The 14,994-nt window shown below is 70.4% G+C and carries 15 protein-coding genes and 3 tRNA genes; 9 read left to right on the forward strand and 9 right to left on the reverse strand.

Annotation, left to right across the window (positions count from 1 at the left end; translation table 11 throughout):
• Position 1: 1 nt before the first annotated feature.
• Positions 2 to 2,272, forward strand: a complete 2,271-nt coding sequence (locus tag VIL76_RS08210; protein ID WP_332044518.1) for a TonB-dependent receptor — start codon at positions 2 to 4, stop codon at positions 2,270 to 2,272.
• Between the two features lie 227 nt (positions 2,273 to 2,499).
• Here the strand turns inward: VIL76_RS08210 and VIL76_RS08215 are convergent, their stop codons facing one another.
• Entirely contained in the window at positions 2,500 to 3,030 is a 531-nt protein-coding gene (locus VIL76_RS08215) for a cytochrome c family protein (protein WP_332044519.1), read from the reverse strand.
• Between the two features lie 63 nt (positions 3,031 to 3,093).
• Positions 3,094 to 3,546 (reverse strand): YaiI/YqxD family protein, encoded by a 453-nt coding sequence (locus VIL76_RS08220; RefSeq protein ID WP_332044520.1) that lies wholly within the window; start codon positions 3,544 to 3,546, stop codon positions 3,094 to 3,096.
• 61 nt (positions 3,547 to 3,607) lie between these two features.
• On the opposite strand from VIL76_RS08220, the gene VIL76_RS08225 reads away from it, so the two are divergent.
• Positions 3,608 to 4,627 (forward strand): glycosyltransferase family 9 protein, encoded by a 1,020-nt coding sequence (locus VIL76_RS08225; protein ID WP_332044521.1) that lies wholly within the window; start codon positions 3,608 to 3,610, stop codon positions 4,625 to 4,627.
• 4 nt (positions 4,628 to 4,631) lie between these two features.
• Here the strand turns inward: VIL76_RS08225 and VIL76_RS08230 are convergent.
• Positions 4,632 to 4,704, reverse strand: a tRNA-Thr gene (locus VIL76_RS08230).
• A gap of 103 nt (positions 4,705 to 4,807) precedes the next feature.
• On the opposite strand from VIL76_RS08230, the gene VIL76_RS08235 reads away from it, so the two are divergent.
• The gene (locus VIL76_RS08235) at positions 4,808 to 6,211 is read left to right on the forward strand and encodes an amidase (RefSeq protein ID WP_332044522.1); all 1,404 of its coding nucleotides are present in this window, start codon (positions 4,808 to 4,810) and stop codon (positions 6,209 to 6,211) included.
• 135 nt (positions 6,212 to 6,346) lie between these two features.
• On the opposite strand, the gene VIL76_RS08240 is transcribed toward VIL76_RS08235, so the two are convergent.
• Genes VIL76_RS08240 through VIL76_RS08255 form a run of 4 tightly spaced genes read right to left on the reverse strand, consistent with a single transcriptional unit; the run spans position 6,347 to position 10,030 of the window.
• On the reverse strand, positions 6,347 to 7,135 hold the full coding sequence (locus VIL76_RS08240) for an ABC transporter permease (protein ID WP_332044523.1): 789 nt from the start codon (positions 7,133 to 7,135) through the stop codon (positions 6,347 to 6,349).
• The gene (locus VIL76_RS08245; RefSeq protein WP_332044524.1) at positions 7,132 to 7,980 is read right to left on the reverse strand and encodes an ABC transporter permease; all 849 of its coding nucleotides are present in this window, start codon (positions 7,978 to 7,980) and stop codon (positions 7,132 to 7,134) included. The genes VIL76_RS08240 and VIL76_RS08245 overlap by 4 nt, the downstream gene beginning before the upstream one ends.
• Positions 7,977 to 8,927 (reverse strand): ABC transporter ATP-binding protein, encoded by a 951-nt coding sequence (locus VIL76_RS08250; protein ID WP_332044525.1) that lies wholly within the window; start codon positions 8,925 to 8,927, stop codon positions 7,977 to 7,979. The genes VIL76_RS08245 and VIL76_RS08250 overlap by 4 nt, the downstream gene beginning before the upstream one ends.
• Positions 8,924 to 10,030, reverse strand: coding sequence for a polyamine ABC transporter substrate-binding protein (locus tag VIL76_RS08255; protein WP_332044526.1), 1,107 nt, complete (start codon positions 10,028 to 10,030; stop codon positions 8,924 to 8,926). The genes VIL76_RS08250 and VIL76_RS08255 overlap by 4 nt, the downstream gene beginning before the upstream one ends.
• A gap of 84 nt (positions 10,031 to 10,114) precedes the next feature.
• Between VIL76_RS08255 and VIL76_RS08260 the strand changes: the two genes are divergently transcribed.
• The 3 genes from VIL76_RS08260 to VIL76_RS08270 all read left to right on the forward strand — a co-directional run bounded on the left by VIL76_RS08260 (position 10,115) and on the right by VIL76_RS08270 (position 12,758).
• Positions 10,115 to 10,468, forward strand: coding sequence for a DMT family protein (locus tag VIL76_RS08260; protein ID WP_332044527.1), 354 nt, complete (start codon positions 10,115 to 10,117; stop codon positions 10,466 to 10,468).
• A 183-nt stretch (positions 10,469 to 10,651) separates the two neighbouring features.
• Positions 10,652 to 12,472 (forward strand): methionine--tRNA ligase, encoded by a 1,821-nt coding sequence (metG, locus tag VIL76_RS08265; protein WP_332044528.1) that lies wholly within the window; start codon positions 10,652 to 10,654, stop codon positions 12,470 to 12,472.
• A gap of 58 nt (positions 12,473 to 12,530) precedes the next feature.
• Positions 12,531 to 12,758, forward strand: coding sequence for a hypothetical protein (locus VIL76_RS08270; protein ID WP_332044529.1), 228 nt, complete (start codon positions 12,531 to 12,533; stop codon positions 12,756 to 12,758).
• Positions 12,759 to 12,764: 6 nt separating this feature from the next.
• Here VIL76_RS08270 and VIL76_RS08275 read toward each other — a convergent pair whose 3' ends face one another.
• Both VIL76_RS08275 and rlmB read right to left on the reverse strand, forming a co-directional pair.
• On the reverse strand, positions 12,765 to 13,487 hold the full coding sequence (locus tag VIL76_RS08275; RefSeq protein WP_332044530.1) for a TerC family protein: 723 nt from the start codon (positions 13,485 to 13,487) through the stop codon (positions 12,765 to 12,767).
• A 40-nt stretch (positions 13,488 to 13,527) separates the two neighbouring features.
• Positions 13,528 to 14,325, reverse strand: coding sequence for a 23S rRNA (guanosine(2251)-2'-O)-methyltransferase RlmB (gene rlmB, locus VIL76_RS08280; RefSeq protein ID WP_332044531.1), 798 nt, complete (start codon positions 14,323 to 14,325; stop codon positions 13,528 to 13,530).
• Positions 14,326 to 14,461: 136 nt separating this feature from the next.
• Between rlmB and VIL76_RS08285 the strand changes: the two genes are divergently transcribed.
• The 3 genes from VIL76_RS08285 to VIL76_RS08295 all read left to right on the forward strand — a co-directional run.
• A tRNA-Tyr gene (locus VIL76_RS08285) sits at positions 14,462 to 14,547 on the forward strand.
• A 53-nt stretch (positions 14,548 to 14,600) separates the two neighbouring features.
• A tRNA-Gly gene (locus VIL76_RS08290) sits at positions 14,601 to 14,674 on the forward strand.
• Positions 14,675 to 14,712: 38 nt separating this feature from the next.
• The coding region (locus VIL76_RS08295; protein WP_332044532.1) for a GTP-binding protein at positions 14,713 to 14,994 on the forward strand (282 nt) is incomplete at its 3' end.

A 14,994-nucleotide genomic window follows, 5' to 3' on the forward strand; every position in this document is an offset into this window, starting at 1 on the left:
GATGAGGTTCAGAGCGGCGTGGCCGCTGGCCATAGCGGCGCTCGCGCCCGCGCCGCTGCTCGCCGCCGAGGCGGAGCCGCCGTCCGTGGGCGAGCTCGTGGTGGTGGGCTCGCCGCTTTCCGAGGGCGTTCCCGCCGAGCGCGTGCCGGCGCAAGTGCGAACCCTGGACCCGGCCGTGGAGCGTCCCGGCACGCCCGGCGTCTCGGACGCCCTGGTGGAGCGGCTCGGCGGCGTGGAGAGCGTGGACAGCCTCGGCAACCCGCTGCAGCAGACGGTCAGCGTGCGCGGCTTCTTCGCCTCGCCCGCGCTCGGCGAGCCGCAGGGCGTCACCGTCCTGCAGGACGCCATGCGGGTGAACGAGGCCTTCGGCGACGTCGTCCAGTGGGACCTGGTGCCGGCCTTCGCCATCGCCCGCGCCCAGGTGGTTTCCGGCTCAAACCCGGTCTACGGCCTCAACACCACTGGCGGGGTGGTGACGCTCTCCATGAAGGACGGCTTCTCGGCGCCGGAGCGGTCGGTGGAGGTCTCCGCCGGCTCGTTCGGTCGCCGTGCGGCCATCGCTCAGGCGGGTTTTTCCGCGGGCGATCTGGGCGTCTACGCAGGCCTGGACGGGCTGGAGGAGGACGGCTGGCGTGACGCCTCGCCGAGCGAGTTGGCGCGAGCCTATGCCGACGTCGCCTGGCGGCCCTCGGCCGTCGCGGAGGTGGGGCTCGGCCTGACCGCCGCCGACAGCCGCCTGATCGGCAATGGGCCTGCGCCGGAGGACCTGCTGGCGGCGCGGCGCAGCGCCATCTTCACCTATCCGGACATCACCGACACCCGCCTGCTGGCGGCGGCGCTGCGCGCCACGTTCCGGCCGGCGGCGGGCCTTACCATCGGTGGCGGCGCGTTCGTGCGCGACCTGGAGAGGAGCACCGCCAACGGCGACCGAGCCGAGTTCGAAGAGTGCGACGAGTTGGGCGTCGAGGCCCCGGACGACGCGCTCTGCTTCGGCGACCACCCGGAGGTGCTGCTCGACGCGGCCGGCGACGCAGTCACCGAGGACGAGGCAGACGCGGTCTTCAACCACACCCGCACGCGCACCCGCAGCGGCGGCGTCAGCGGGCAGCTCACCTGGGCGGCCGATGTTGGCGGGCGGGCCAATGTGCTGGTCGCCGGCGGAGCTTACGAGACAGCGGACACCCGCTACCGCAGCGGCAGCGAGCTTGGCCGCCTTGGCGCCGACCGCGGCGTGGAGAGCCTGGGCGCGGCGCTCGGCAACCCGGAGTTCAACGTCGGACTGGAGACGCGCAGCCGCTCGACCGGCGTCTATGTCAGCGACACCTTCTCCTTGACGCCGGAGCTGCACCTGTCGGGCTCGCTGCGCTGGAACCGGACGGAGCTCGAGCTGCGCGACCAGCTCGGGACTGCGCTCACCGGCGACCATGCCTTCGAGCGGCTGAACGCCGGGCTGGGCGTGGCGTGGAACGTCACCGACGCGTTCATGACTTACCTTTCCGCTGCGCAGAACAGCCGCGCCCCGACGCCGGCCGAGCTCTCGTGTGCGGACCCGGAGACGCCCTGCCGCTTCCCGAACGCCTTCCTAGCCGACCCGCCGCTGGAGCAGGTGAAGGCGCGCACGCTGGAGGCCGGCGGGCGCGGCGCGCTGGGCGCCATGCGCTGGTCGGCGTCGGTGTTCCGCACCGACCTGGACGACGACATCATCTTCATTTCGGCCGGCCCGGTGATGGGCACGGGGTACTTCGACAACGTCGGGGGCACGCGCCGCGAAGGGCTGGAGGCCGACCTCAAGGGGGAGGCGGGGCCGTTCGCCTGGTCGGCGTCCTACGCTTACGTCCGGGCGACCTACCGCACGAGCTTCGCCATACAGGCGCCCGATAACCCCGAGGCGGAGGCCGACGGCGACATCGAGGTCGGGCGGGGTGACCGGATCCCCGGCATTCCGCTGCACAGCCTCAAGCTGAACCTGGACTGGCAGGCGCGGCCATCCCTCACGGTGGGCGCCGACCTGCGGGCGTCGTCCAGCCGCTTCCTCCGCGGCGACGAGGCCAACCTGACCGACCCACTCGAGGGGTTCGCCGTCCTGGGCGTCAGCGCGAGGTGGCGGCGCGGGCGCATCGAGGCCTGGGCGCGGGTGGAGAACCTGCTGGACGCCGAATACGCCACCTTCGGCCTCTACGGCGACGCCGACGAGCTCGGCTTCGAAAGCCCGCGCTTCGTCTCGCCAGGGACGTCGCGGACGCTGGCCATCGGCCTCAGAGCCAGGTTCTGAAAAAGAGAGGCCTTCCCCGCGGCGACGCGGGGAAGGCCAATCAGGAACGGGACGCGCTCGCCGAGCGGGGGATCGCGAGGCAGGCGCGCTCGGCGCCGACGCTTGGGGTCACATCGGCGCAGAGAAGATGTCGACCGGACAGAGGCTCGACACCCGCGACGATGCGCCCGACCAGAATTCGCGTCAAGGTTGTCATCGCGGCGGGTTCGCTCGAAGCGAACTGGCGATCACTTCGGCTTGTAGCCCGTCTCCATCGCCACGTAGGCGACCAGATCCCGGCGGTCGTTGGCGTCCTTCACCCCGGCGAAGGTCATCTTGGTGCCGGGCAGGAATCCCTTCGGGTCCGCCAGCCACTGGTCGAGGTGCGGAAGGTCCCAGGTGAAGGTCGCCGCCTTGATGGCGTCCGAGTATTTGTAGTCGGGGTTGTTGGCGCCGGCCTTCTTGCCGAACACGCCGTGCAGGTTCGGGCCGGTCATGTTCGTGCCGCCGGCGTTGATCGTGTGGCACGAACGGCAGAGGCCGAACTGGGTCTCGCCGTTGGAAATGTCTGCGGCGTTGTAGGGCGCGGGGAAGGAGGCCAGCAGGGCCTTCTTCTCGTCCTCGCTCAGCGCCGCGGGCTCGGTGGCGGCGCTGCCGCCCGGCTGGCTGGAGGCGGTGGCCGCGGCGCCTTCGCCGGCTTTGTTGGCATCGGACTTCCCGCACCCTCCGAGGCCGGCGGCCAGGACGGCGGCGGCGATCGTCAAACCCAGGCGGCGCATGCGGAAGTCTCCTGACTGAAAGGGCGCGGCAAGCTAGCGCAGGCGGCCTGCGATGCAAGCGGCTCAGCGGCGCTTGCGGCGCTCGCGGTTCACCGCCTCGTCGAGCGCCTGCAGGAAGCGGGAGCGGGCCTGGCGGTCGAACGCCTTGGGGCCGCCGGTGACTTCGCCCATGGACCGCAGGTGCTCGCCGATCGCGCGGCCGGCCAGGGCGGAGCCGATGGAGTCCGGGGTGAACACCCGGCCGTTGGGCGCGATCGCCGCGCCGCCGGCCTTCAGCACCCGGTCTGCGAGGGGAATGTCGTTGGTGACCACGATATCGCCGGGCTGCGTTCGCTCGGCGATCCAGTCGTCGGCGACGTCGGGGCCGGCGTCGACGATCATCCGCTCGATCAGGGCCGAGACCGGGATCTGGATGAAGCTGTTGGACACCACGGTGGTCTTCAGACCGTAGCGGGCGGCCACCTTGTAGACCTCGTCCTTCACCGGACAGGCGTCGGCGTCGATGAAGATCTGCATGGGCCGGGGTTAGGCGGCGTCGTTGCAAGGCGCAAGCGGGCTCGGATACGAGGGGCGCAGCATGTCCATCAACTCCCAGTTCGAGCAGGCCTACGCCGCCCAGTTGCGCGGCGAGCTGAACAAGGCCGCCAAGCTCTACGGCGGGCTCGTGCTGTCCATGCCCTACCGCGCCAACCACAACCTCGGCGTGGTCTACCTGCACCTGGGCCGGCGCAAGGAGGCGGAGGCCGCGTTCCGGGCGGCGATGGCGGCCGATCCCGCTGGGGCCGAGCCGGCGTTCGTCCTCGGCGCCATGCTGCTGGAGGACGGCCGCTTCGAGGAGGGCTGGCCGCTCTACGAGCGCCGGCGTGAGGTGCGCGGCATGACCCGGCTGCCGCCGGAGGTCGCCTATCCCGAGTGGCAGGGCGAGGACGTGGCCGGCAAGCGCCTGCTGGTGCTGGGCGAGCAGGGCTTCGGCGACGCCATCATGCTGGCCCGGTTCTTCCAGCCGCTGAAGGAACGCGGGGCGCAGATCGTCTACGTCTGCTCCGATCCGATCCGCCCGCTGTTCGAGGGCCAGGGGCTGGAGCTGGTCGGCAGCGAGGAGAGCGTCGAGGCCGACCACTGGGTGTTCAGCTTCTCGCTGCCGATGCGGTTGGGGCTCAGCGTCGAGACCATCCCGCCGCCCTCCGGGCTGACCTTGCCGCCGAACGGCTCCGGCGGCGGGATCGGCGTCGTGCCCACCGGCAACAAGGACCACCGCAACGACGCAAACCGCTCCCTGGGCGCACGGGACGCCGCGCGGCTGCTGAAGATGGGCCGCGACCTGCGCCCCGAGGCGACGGGCGCGAAGGACTTCATGGAGACGGCGAAGATCATCGCCGACCTCGACCTGGTGATCTCGGTGGACACCTCGGTGGCGCACCTGGCCGGCGCCATGGGCAAGCCGGTGTGGATCCTGATCCCGGCCCGGGAGACCGACTGGCGCTGGCTGCGGGGGCGGGAGGACAGCCCCTGGTACCCTTCGGCGCGGCTGTTCCGGCAGCGGGTGGCCGGCGACTGGGCGCCGGTGTTCCGCAGGATCGAAGGCGCGCTGAAGTAGGCGGTGCCGGATGCAGGACTCGAACCCGCGACCTTCGGTTTACAAAACCGCTGCTCTACCAGCTGAGCTAATCCGGCGGCCGTCACGCGCTTATGAGGCGTTCCCCCGGGCTTGAGCAAGCGCGGCGGTTGGACGCCGGCTCCCGATGTGCTTGCCTGCTTCCGCATTGGGGGGCGCCAGATGAACGTCGAAGAGTACCGCAGCTACGACGCGGTGGGACTTGCCGAGCTGGTGGCCAAGAAGGAGGTGGGCGCGGGGGAACTGCTCTACGCCGCCTTCAAGCGCCTGCACGCCGTCAATCCGAAGATCAACGCCGTCACCATGGACCTCATGGAAGGCGCCCGCGCCGAGGCCGTGACCAAGGGCCCGCTGGCCGGGGTGCCGTTCCTGCTGAAGGACCTCGGCGCGGCGCTGGCCGGGACGGTGACGAGCTCGGGCTCGCGGCTGTTCGCAGAAGCCGTGGCGCCGGCCGACAGCGCCCTGGTGCGCCTCTACCGTGAAGCGGGCCTGGTGATCTTCGGCAAGACCAACACGCCGGAGTTCGGCTTGTGGCCGGTGACCGAGTCGACGCTGCTGGGCACCTGCCGCAACCCCTGGGACCTGTCGCGGACGCCGGGCGGCTCGTCGGGCGGGGCCGCTGCGGCGGTGGCGGCGGGTATCGTGCCGGCGGCCCACGCCAGCGACGGCGGCGGCTCGATCCGGACGCCCGCGTCCTGCTGCGGCCTGTTCGGCATGAAGCCGTCGCGGGGCCGGGTCTCGTTCGCGCCGCAGGGCGAGGGCTGGGCGGGGGCTTCGGTGCAGCACGCCGTCACCCGCTCGGTGCGGGACAGCGCAGTGCTGCTGGACATTGCCTGTGCGCCGCAGCCCGGCGACCCGTACTTCCTGCCCGCGCCCGCGCAGCCGTTTGCGAAGGAGGTGGGGGCCAAGCCCGGCAAGCTGCGGATCGGCTTCACGACCGGCGCGCTGCAGGCCCAGAAGCTCGACCCGGAATGCGAGCAGGCCGTGAAGGATACGGCGAAGCTCTGCGAGGCGCTCGGCCACACGGTCGAGGAGGTGACGGTTCCCGGCGACTTCGCGGCCATGCAGGCCGCCGCCGGGGTGGTGATCGCCGCCTCCGTCGCCGCGACCCTGGACGCCGAGGCCGATCGCCGGGGGCGGCCGGTGCGCGAGAGCGAGGTCGAGGCCCTGACCATGGCCACCTACCGCCGCGGCCAGGGGGTGTCGGCGCAGGCCTATGTGCGGGCGCTGGCGACGCTGCACGCGTTCGGGCGCGCGGTGGCGGAGCTGTTCGAGACCTACGACGTACTCTTGCTGTCGACACTGGGGAGCCCGGCGATCCCGATCGGCTGGATCACCGAGGACCCGAAGCTGATCGGGGAGCGGCTGTTCGCCTTCATGCCCAACACCCAGGCCTTCAACAACACCGGCCAGCCGGCCATGACCGTGCCGCTGGCCTGGAGCTCGGGGGGCCTGCCGATCGGGATGCAGTTCGTCGGGCGGATGGGCGAGGAAGCGACGCTGTTCCGCCTGGCGGGGCAGCTGGAGGAGGCCCGGCCCTGGTTCGACAGGGTCCCGCCGCTCTGAGTGTTGCACGCGGCCCAGGCCTATTTGCGCGAGTCAGCGCGACAACTCTCGCTGTGAGCTAACCTCTTGATTCACTTTGTCAAAGATCCTCTCGAAGTGTATCGCGCCGTCTCCTGATCGCCAAAGAATTGCGCATCAGATCGCGCGGCGGCGGCGCTGCTGGACCAGCCAGGCGGCGATCACGCCGGTGGCGACGAGGCCGATCAGCAGGGTGGAGACGGCGTTGACCTCCGGGTTCACGCCGAGCCGGACCTGGCTGTAGAGGCGCATGGGCAGGGTGGTGGCGCCCGGACCGGAGGTGAAGCTGGCGATCACCAGGTCGTCGAGGGAGAGGGTGAAGGCCAGCATCCAGGCCGCGGCGATGGCCGGGGCGATGACCGGCAGGGTCACTGCTAGGAACGCCTGCAGCGGCGTGCGGCCGAGGTCGCGGGCGGCCTCCTCGAGCCGCTGATCGAAGCTGCGCAGCCGGGCCTGGATGACGACCGTGGCGTAGCAGAGGGTGACGGTGGCCTGGCTGAGCGTCACGGTCCAGAAGCCCCTTGGCAGGCCCAGGCTGACGAAGAGCAACAGCAGTGACAGGCCGAGGATCACCTCCGGCATCACCAGCGGGGCGTAGACCATGCCGGCGAAGGCGGTGCGGCCGCGGAAGCGGCCGGCGCGCACGAGGGCGACAGCGGCCAGCGTGCCCAGCACGGTGGCCAGGGTCGCCGAGATCACGCCGACGCGCAGGGTGACCCAGACCGCGTCGAGCATCTGGGCGTCGTGCAGCAGCTGGCGGTACCAGCGCAGCGACCAGCCGCCCCAGACGGTGACCAGCCGGCTGGCGTTGAAGGAGTAGATCACCAGCAGGACGATGGGGGCGTAGAGGAAGGCGACCCCCAGGACGACCGACACCCAGTTGAAGAGGCTGGGGCCGCGCCTCATCGGAGCACCTTCGCCTGCTGGCGTTCGAACAGCAGGATCGGCGCGACCAGGGTGGCCAGCAGCACGATGGCCACCGCCGAGGCCGCGGGCCAGTCGCGGTTCGCGAAGAACTCGGTCCAGATGGTCTTGCCCAGCATGAGCGTGCCGGAGCCGCCGAGCAGGTCGGGGATCACGAACTCGCCGACCATGGGGATGAAGCAGAGCAGGGCGCCGGCCGCGACGCCCGGCAGGGATAGCGGGAAGGTGACGCGCCAGAAGGCCTGGAGCCTGGAGGCGCCGAGGTCCTGGGCGGCTTCGAGCAGGCCGGGGTCCTGGCGCTCCAGGACAGCGTAGAGCGGCAGGACCATGAAGGGCAGGTAGGCGTAGACCAGGCCGATGATCACCGCGGCGTCGGTGTTGATCAGGGCGAGCGGCGGGATGCCGAGGGCGCCGAGGGCCGCGTTGAGGACGCCGGCGGGCTTCAGGATGGCGATCCAGGCGTAGATGCGGATCAGGAAGCTGGTCCAGAACGGCAGGATCACCGCCAAGACGAGCGCGCTACGGGCGCGGGGCGGGAAGCGGCTCATGCCGTAGGCGATGGGGTAGCCGATCACCAGCAGGATGGCCGTCGCCGCGGCCGCGAACCGCAGGCTTGAGGCGTAGGCGTCGAAGTAGAGGCGGTCGCTGGCCAGGCGGGCGTAGGTCTCCAGATCGAGGCCTTCGAAGGACGGCATCGCCGGCGCGTAGGGCGGCATGGCGAGCACGCTGTCGGACAGGGACAGCTTGGCGACGAGGGCGAACGGGAAGGCGAAGAACAGCGCCAGCCATAGGCAGGGCGCGAGCGCGGCGAGGGTGGGGCGCCTCACCGCTCCAGCCTCACCGCAGCGTCTGTCGGCCAGGTCAGCCAGACCTGGTCGCCCGAAGAGAAGGTGGGGGCGCCGGGGGCTGTGGCTTTGACCAGGGCGGCCTCGGTCTGGACAAGATAGCGGGTGCGGTCCCCGAGGTAGGCGTAGTCGGTGACGGTCCCGGCCAGGGCGTCGGGCTGCGGCTGGCGGTGGAGGGTGATGCTTTCGGGCCGGACGGCCTGGTCGCCGAAGAGGTTCACCTCGCCGATGAAGCGGGCGACGGCGCGGCTGGCGGGCCGTTCGTAGAGCTCGCGGGGCGGGCCGACCTGGGCGAGGCGGCCGGACTGCATGACGGCCATGCGGTCGGCGACGACCATGGCCTCGTCCTGGTCGTGGGTGACGATCATGAAGGTCATAGCCAGGCGCCGCTGCAGGGCCATGAGCTCGAGCTGGGTCTCTTCGCGCAGCTTGCGGTCGAGGGCGGCCATCGGCTCGTCGAGCAGCAGGATGCGGGGGCGCGGCGCGAGCGCGCGGGCGAGCGCCACGCGCTGCTGCTGCCCGCCGGAGAGCTGGTGGGGTTTGCGCGCCCCCAGCCCGTCCAAACGAACCAGGGCCAGCATCTCCTCCACGCGGGCGGCGGCGGCGGCCTTGGGCAGGCCCTTCAGGCCGAACGCGACGTTCTGCGCCACGCTCAGGTGCGGGAAGAGGGCGTAGGACTGGAACATCATGTGCACCGGGCGCCGGTGCGGGGGCAGGGCGGCGATGTCCCGGCCGTCGAGCAGGATGCGGCCAGCGTCGGGCGCCTCGAAGCCGGCCAGCAGGCGCATGAGGGTGGTCTTGCCGCAGCCGGAGGGGCCCAGCAGGGCGAAGAACTCGCCTTCCTGGATGTCGAGCGAGACGTCCTCGACGGCGACGGTGCCGCCGAACCGCTTGCTGACCCCTTCGAAGCGGACGAGCGGCGGGCTCACCGGCCGGTCAGCACCCGGGTCCACTGGCGGTTCAGCTCGCGCAGCAGGGCCTGGTCCTTGGTGGTGGTGACGAAGAGGCGCTTCGATAGCTCGGGGCCCACATACACGTTGGGGTCATCGCGGACCTCGGCGTCGAGCAGCTTCGTCGAGGCGGCGTTGGCGTTGGCGTAGTGGGTGAAGTTGGACGCCTTGGCGATCACGTCGGGCCGCAGCATGTAGTCGATGAAGCGGTGGGCGGCCGCGGCGTTTGGTGCATCCTTGGGGATGACGAAGAGGTCAAACCAGATCTGGCTGCCCTCCCTGGGCACGGCGTAGGCGACCTTGACGCCGTTCTTCGCCTCCCCGGCGCGGTCCTTGGCCTGCAGCACGTCGCCGGAGTAGCCGACCGCCACGCAGGCGTCGCCGTTGGCGAGCGCGTCGATGTACTCCGAAGAGTGGAACTTCCGCACGTACGGCCGGGCCTTCACGAGCAGGTCGGTGGCGGCGGCGTAGTCGGCCGGGGCCTTCGAATTAGGGTCGTTGCCCAGATAGTTCAGGGCGACGGCGTACATGTCCTCCGAGGCGTCGAGAAAGTAGACGCCGCAGTCCTTGAGCTTCGCGAGGTTGGCGGGGTCCAGCACGATGGCCCAGCTGTCCACCGGCCTGCCCAGCCGCTTGGCCACCGCGTCCACGTTGTAACCGATGCCGATGGTGCCCTGCATGTAGGGCACGGCGTACTTCGCGCCGGGATCGAAAGCGGCGAGGTGGCCCATCAGGGCGGGATCGAGGTTGGCGAGGCCGCTGAGCTTCGACTTGTCCAGCGGCTGGATGGCGCCGGCCTGGATGTAGCGGGGCAGGTTGTGGTTGGACGGGACGACGAGGTCGTAGCCCGTCCCGCCCTGCAGGACCTTGGTCTCCAGCACCTCGTTGGAATCGAAGGTGTCGTAGCGGACCTTGATCCCGGTTTCCTTGGTGAAGGCCTCCAGCAGGGCGGGGTCGATGTAGTCCGACCAGTTGTAGATGCGCAGCTCGCCGCCGCCCGCGGCCTTGTCGGAGCCGGCGCCGCAGGCCGCGAGGAGCGCCGCCGCCGCGAGCGCGCCCAGCGCCGAGATCCACTTCCGCATGCCCGCTCCCCCGGAATCTGCGCCACGGTTATAGGCGGGCAGGCCGCGCCCTCAAACGGCCCGGCGCCTGGAGGACCTCGTTCGATGCCGCCTGCCTATGCCTTCATCGCCCCGGTGCTGCTGCTGGTGGCTTCCAATGTGTTCATGACCTTCGCCTGGTACGGGCACCTGAAGGTGGAGCACCGGGCGCTGTGGGTCATCGTGCTGGTGAGCTGGGGGATCGCCTTCTTCGAGTACTGGCTGGCGGTGCCGGCGAACCGGATCGGCCGCGCGGTCTACGAGCCGGCCGAGCTCAAGGCGATGCAGGAGGTGATCACGCTGGCGGTGTTCGCGGTGTTCTCGGTGACCTACCTGGGGGAGCGGTTCACGCTGAACCACGGGGTGGGGTTCGCGCTGATCGCCCTGGGGGCCTGGTTCGTGTTCAAGGGACCGCTGTGATTTCCCTTCCTTGACGGGGAGGGACGCCTCGCCGGAGGCGAGCCGGGCGAGGGGGTAAGGGCCGAAGCTTCCACCCCTGCGCCTGATCCATACCTCCTCACCCGGACGGCTTCGCCGTCTGTCCCTCCCCAGGAGGGGAGGGAAAGGTTATATGCCCCGCTTCCTTTGAACCTCCTGAGCCGCATGTCCCGCATCCTGATCACTTCCGCGCTGCCGTACATCAACGGGATCAAGCACCTGGGGACGCTGGCGGGGTCGATGCTGCCGGCCGACGTCTATGCGCGGTTCCAGCGGAGCCGGGGGCGCGAGACGCTCTATATCTGTGCGACCGACGAGCACGGAACGCCGACGGAGCTGGCGGCGGCGGAGAAGGGGCAGGACCCGGCGACCTTCTGCGCCGAGCAGCACCGCATCCAGCACGACCTGGGGCGCGCCTTCGGGCTGTCGTGGGACCATTTCGGGCGGTCGTCGTCGCCGCAGAACCACCGGCTGACCCAGCGGTTCGCCCAGACCCTGTGGGAGGCGGGCTTCATCGAGGAGCGGGTCACCCAGCAGGTCTATTCCAACGCCGACAGGCGCTTCCTGCCGGACCGCTACGTGATCGGCACCTGCCCGCACTGCGGCTATGACGCGGCGCGCGGCGACCAGTGCGAGAACTGCACGCGGGTGCTGGACCCGGCGGACCTGCTGAAGCCGCGTTCAGCGGTGTCGGGGTCGGAAGACATCGAGATCCGCGGGTCGAAGCACCTGTTCCTGCGCCAGAGCCTGTTCGCTGGAAAGCTGCGCACCTGGATCGAGGGCAAGCGGGCGCAGTGGCCGCACCTGGTCACCTCCATCGCGCTGAAGTGGCTCGACGAGGGGCTGCAGGACCGCGGGATCACGCGGGACCTGGAGTGGGGCGTGCCTGTCAACGCCATGGACTGGGGGCCGAATCCCGAAGGGCAGCTGCCGGACGCGGCCGGCCTCGCGGGCAAGGTGTTCTACGTCTGGTTCGACGCCCCCATCGAGTACATCGCCGCCACCTGGGAATGGGTGACCTCGCGGGCCAAGGAGGCCGGGCGTGATCCGGACGACGCGGAGTGGGAGCGCTGGTGGCGGCTGCCGCAGGCGTCGGACGTCACCTATGTGGAGTTCATGGGCAAGGACAACGTGCCCTTCCACACCGTGGGCTTCCCCTGCACCCTGATCGGGGTGAACGAGCGGCTGGAGGCCGACGGCGCCTGGCGGCCCAGCGAGAACGCGCCCTGGAAGCTGGTCGACCAGCTCAAGGGCTTCAACTGGCTGGACTATTACGGGGGCAAGTTCTCCACGTCGCAGCAGCGCGGGGTGTTCATGGACCATGCCCTGGAGCTGCTGCCGGCCGACTACTGGCGGTGGTGGATCACGGCGAACACGCCGGAGACCTCGGACGCCACCTTCACCTGGGAGCAGTTCCGCGACCAGGTGAACGCCGACCTGGCCGACGTGCTGGGCAACTTCGTCAACCGGATCCTGAAGTTCACGGAGAGCCGGTTCGACGGCGCCGTCCCGGACGGCGGGTCCCCCGGGCCGCTGGAGGAGAAGCTGGAGGCGGACGTCCTAGCCAAGCTGCGCGAGCTCACCGGCCACATCGAGGACCGCGAGTTCCGCAAGTCGGCGACGGCGCTGCGCCAGCTGTGGGTGCTGGGCAACCAGTACCTGACCGAGGCGGCGCCCTGGACGGCGATGAAGACCGATCCTGTGCGCGCGGCGGTGGCTGTGCGCTATGGCCTGAACCTGGTGGCGCTGTTCGCGAAGGTCTCGGAGCCCTTCATCCCGTTCACGGCGGAGAAGATCGCGCTGGCGGTGGGGGAGGGGTTCCCCGGCCGTTGGCCGGATCTCGACGGGCTGCACTTGCTGCGCACGCTGGAGCCCGGCCGGAAGGTGGCCGCCCCGGAGGTGCTGTTCCGCAAGATCGAGGAGACCCAGGTCGCCGACTGGCGCGAACGGTTCGGCGGGCCGGAGCAGGGCGCCGAGTCCGCCTGAGCCGGCAACTCCGCGACGGCCCCTGCGGTTGACGTCTCCTCAGTTGAGGAGATGCGGGATGACCAGGACTGATCTAGCGATCGAAGGGATCGCCGGCGCCTGCGCAGCGATCGGCACGGCGCTGCTGATGGACCGCCTGAAACCGGCGGGCCGCGCGGCCGAGGCGGCGGACGCAGATCCGGATAGCCCGCCGATGGGCGCGAAGCTGCTGGAAGGGGTGCTCGGCTACGTGGTCTTCCGCGCGTTCATGGAAGCCGCACGGCGCACGGCCCACGCCGCCGCCTGAGCGGCCTCAATGCGCCCGCTGGCGGGCTTCCTCGGCGGCCGAGATGTCGAGGAAGTCGGGCACGGCGGCGTTGTACTGGGGCGTCCAGTTCATATCGACGACGACCGTGCGATGGCCTTCCCACATCATGTGCAGGGCCACGTAGAACACGATCAGCAGGCCCACGTAGCCGATCCAACGGAAGCGGTGCAGCAGGCGCGCGATCCAGGTCGCCGCAACGCCCATCAGCGCGATGGACAGCAGCAGGCCGAAGACCAGGATGCCCGGGTGCTCGCGCGCGGCGCCGGCCACCGCCAGAACGTTGTCCAGGCTCATCGAGACGTCGGCGATCAGGATCTGCAGGAAGGCGTCCTTGAACGACTTCGCCGGCTTCACCTTCGGCTCGGTGGTGGGGTCGTTGTCGAGGGCGGCCTCGGCGGCGGCCTCGTCCGGCTGGGCCTGGTCGCGCAGCTCGCGCCACATCTTCCAGCAGACCCAGAGCAGCAGGAGGCCGCCGGCGAACAGCAGGCCGACAACGGCGAGGAGCTGGGTGGTGATCAGGGCGAAGCCGATCCGCAGGACCACGGCGGCGATCAGTCCGTAGAAGATCGCCTTGCGCCGCTGCTGGGGCGGCAGGCCGCCTGCGGCCAGGCCCACGGCGACGGCGTTGTCGCCCGCCAGCACGAGGTCGATCATCAGGACCTGGAAGAGCGCCGCGAGGGCGCCGGCGCTGAACAGCTCTTCGAACATGCGCGCCTCAATGCGTCAGCCGCGCCGCGGCTGCAACCGCTCAGGTGCGCGGGCGTGAGGCCTCGTAGAGGGCGACCGCGGCGGCGGCCGAGACATTGAGACTCTCGAAGCCGCCGGGCATGGGGATGCGGGCGAGCTCGTCGCAGTGTTCCGATACCAGCCGACGCAGGCCCTCGCCCTCTGACCCCAGCACCAGGACGGTCGGGCGGCCGTCGAGGACGTCGGCGAGGTCCTGCCCGCTGGCGCCCGTCAGGCCCACGGCGCGCCAGCCGGCGTCGGTGAGCTCGTCGAGGGCCCGGGAGAGGTTGACGACGCGCGCCACTGGGATCTGCTCCAGCGCGCCGGCCGCGGCCTTGGCCAGCGCGCCCGTGAAGCGCGGGGCATGGCGGTCCTGCAGGATCACCCCCTTGGCGCCGAAGGCCGCGGCCGAGCGCAGGATGGCCCCGACGTTCTGCGGGTCGGTGACCTGGTCGAGCATCAGCACCACCGCGCCGGGGCCGGCTTCCAGCTCGTCGAGGCCGACCGGCTCCAGCGGGGGCGCGCGCAGGGCCACGCCCTGGTGGACGGCGCCCTGCGGAAGGTTCTGGGCGATGAAGCCGTTGTCCTGCACCTCCAGGCCCGGCAGCCGTCCGAACGCGGCCTCGATCTGGCGCGCTCGCTCGGGCGTGGCGAGCAGCCGCTCGGGCGGGCCACGGCGGGGGTTGGCCAGCGCCGCTTCCACGGCGTGCCAGCCCCAGATCCAGTCCTCGGACGGCCGCTCCCCGCGCTTGTGGAAGCGGGGCTGGAAGCCCGGCTTTTTCCCCTTGCGGGGCGCGTTGCGTTCGGGGTGCGACGACACTATAAGACCCGCTCCAAATTGGGGCCCCCGCTTCGGGCGCCTCCGTCAGGGATGGCTTCCGGGGCTCTTAGCACCGCGGGGCCCCCCAGGCGGAAGGCTTTCGCGGGCTGGGGCTTCGAAGTGGCTCCAAGCGCGCGGGGGAATGTCCCGAGTGGCAAAGGGGGCGGACTGTAAATCCGCTGCGTTATCGCTTCGTAGGTTCGAGTCCTACTTCCCCCACCACGCCTCGGAGCTTCGAAGGAGAAGAGTTCTGGACGATCCCCGTCCAAGCTTCGGCGGGTATAGCACAATGGTAGTGCAGCAGCCTTCCAAGCTGAGGATGCGGGTTCGATTCCCGCTACCCGCTCCAGTATCTGAAACCGCTTAGCAAACGCCGGCAGGACCCTGATGGCCAAAGAGAAGTTCGAACGCAACAAGCCGCACTGCAACATCGGCACGATCGGTCACGTGGACCATGGCAAGACGACGCTGACGGCGGCGATCACCATGGTGCTGGCGAAGTCCGGCGGCGCGACGGCGAAGTCGTATGCGGACATCGACGCTGCGCCGGAAGAAAAGGCGCGCGGGATCACCATCAACACGGCGCACGTGGAGTATGAGACGCAGGCGCGCCACTACGCCCACGTCGACTGCCCCGGCCACGCCGACTACGTGAAGAACATGATCACC

The organism is Phenylobacterium sp., from assembly GCF_036563285.1.
In the GTDB taxonomy this organism is placed as follows: domain Bacteria; phylum Pseudomonadota; class Alphaproteobacteria; order Caulobacterales; family Caulobacteraceae; genus Phenylobacterium.

Excerpts from the sequence above, each read along its gene's own strand:
- metG (WP_332044528.1), top strand. The coding sequence starts at position 10,652 with ATGTCCCGCATCCTGATCACTTCCGCGCTGCCGTACATCAACGGGATC.
- VIL76_RS08260 (WP_332044527.1), top strand. The coding sequence starts at position 10,115 with ATGCCGCCTGCCTATGCCTTCATCGCCCCGGTGCTGCTGCTGGTGGCT.
- VIL76_RS08275 (WP_332044530.1), bottom strand. The coding sequence starts at position 13,487 with ATGTTCGAAGAGCTGTTCAGCGCCGGCGCCCTCGCGGCGCTCTTCCAG.
- VIL76_RS08240 (WP_332044523.1), bottom strand. The coding sequence starts at position 7,135 with ATGAGGCGCGGCCCCAGCCTCTTCAACTGGGTGTCGGTCGTCCTGGGG.
- VIL76_RS08220 (WP_332044520.1), bottom strand. The coding sequence starts at position 3,546 with ATGCAGATCTTCATCGACGCCGACGCCTGTCCGGTGAAGGACGAGGTC.
- VIL76_RS08255 (WP_332044526.1), bottom strand. The coding sequence starts at position 10,030 with ATGCGGAAGTGGATCTCGGCGCTGGGCGCGCTCGCGGCGGCGGCGCTC.
- VIL76_RS08235 (WP_332044522.1), top strand. The coding sequence starts at position 4,808 with ATGAACGTCGAAGAGTACCGCAGCTACGACGCGGTGGGACTTGCCGAG.
- VIL76_RS08215 (WP_332044519.1), bottom strand. The coding sequence starts at position 3,030 with ATGCGCCGCCTGGGTTTGACGATCGCCGCCGCCGTCCTGGCCGCCGGC.
- VIL76_RS08225 (WP_332044521.1), top strand. The coding sequence starts at position 3,608 with ATGTCCATCAACTCCCAGTTCGAGCAGGCCTACGCCGCCCAGTTGCGC.
- VIL76_RS08210 (WP_332044518.1), top strand. The coding sequence starts at position 2 with ATGAGGTTCAGAGCGGCGTGGCCGCTGGCCATAGCGGCGCTCGCGCCC.
- VIL76_RS08270 (WP_332044529.1), top strand. The coding sequence starts at position 12,531 with ATGACCAGGACTGATCTAGCGATCGAAGGGATCGCCGGCGCCTGCGCA.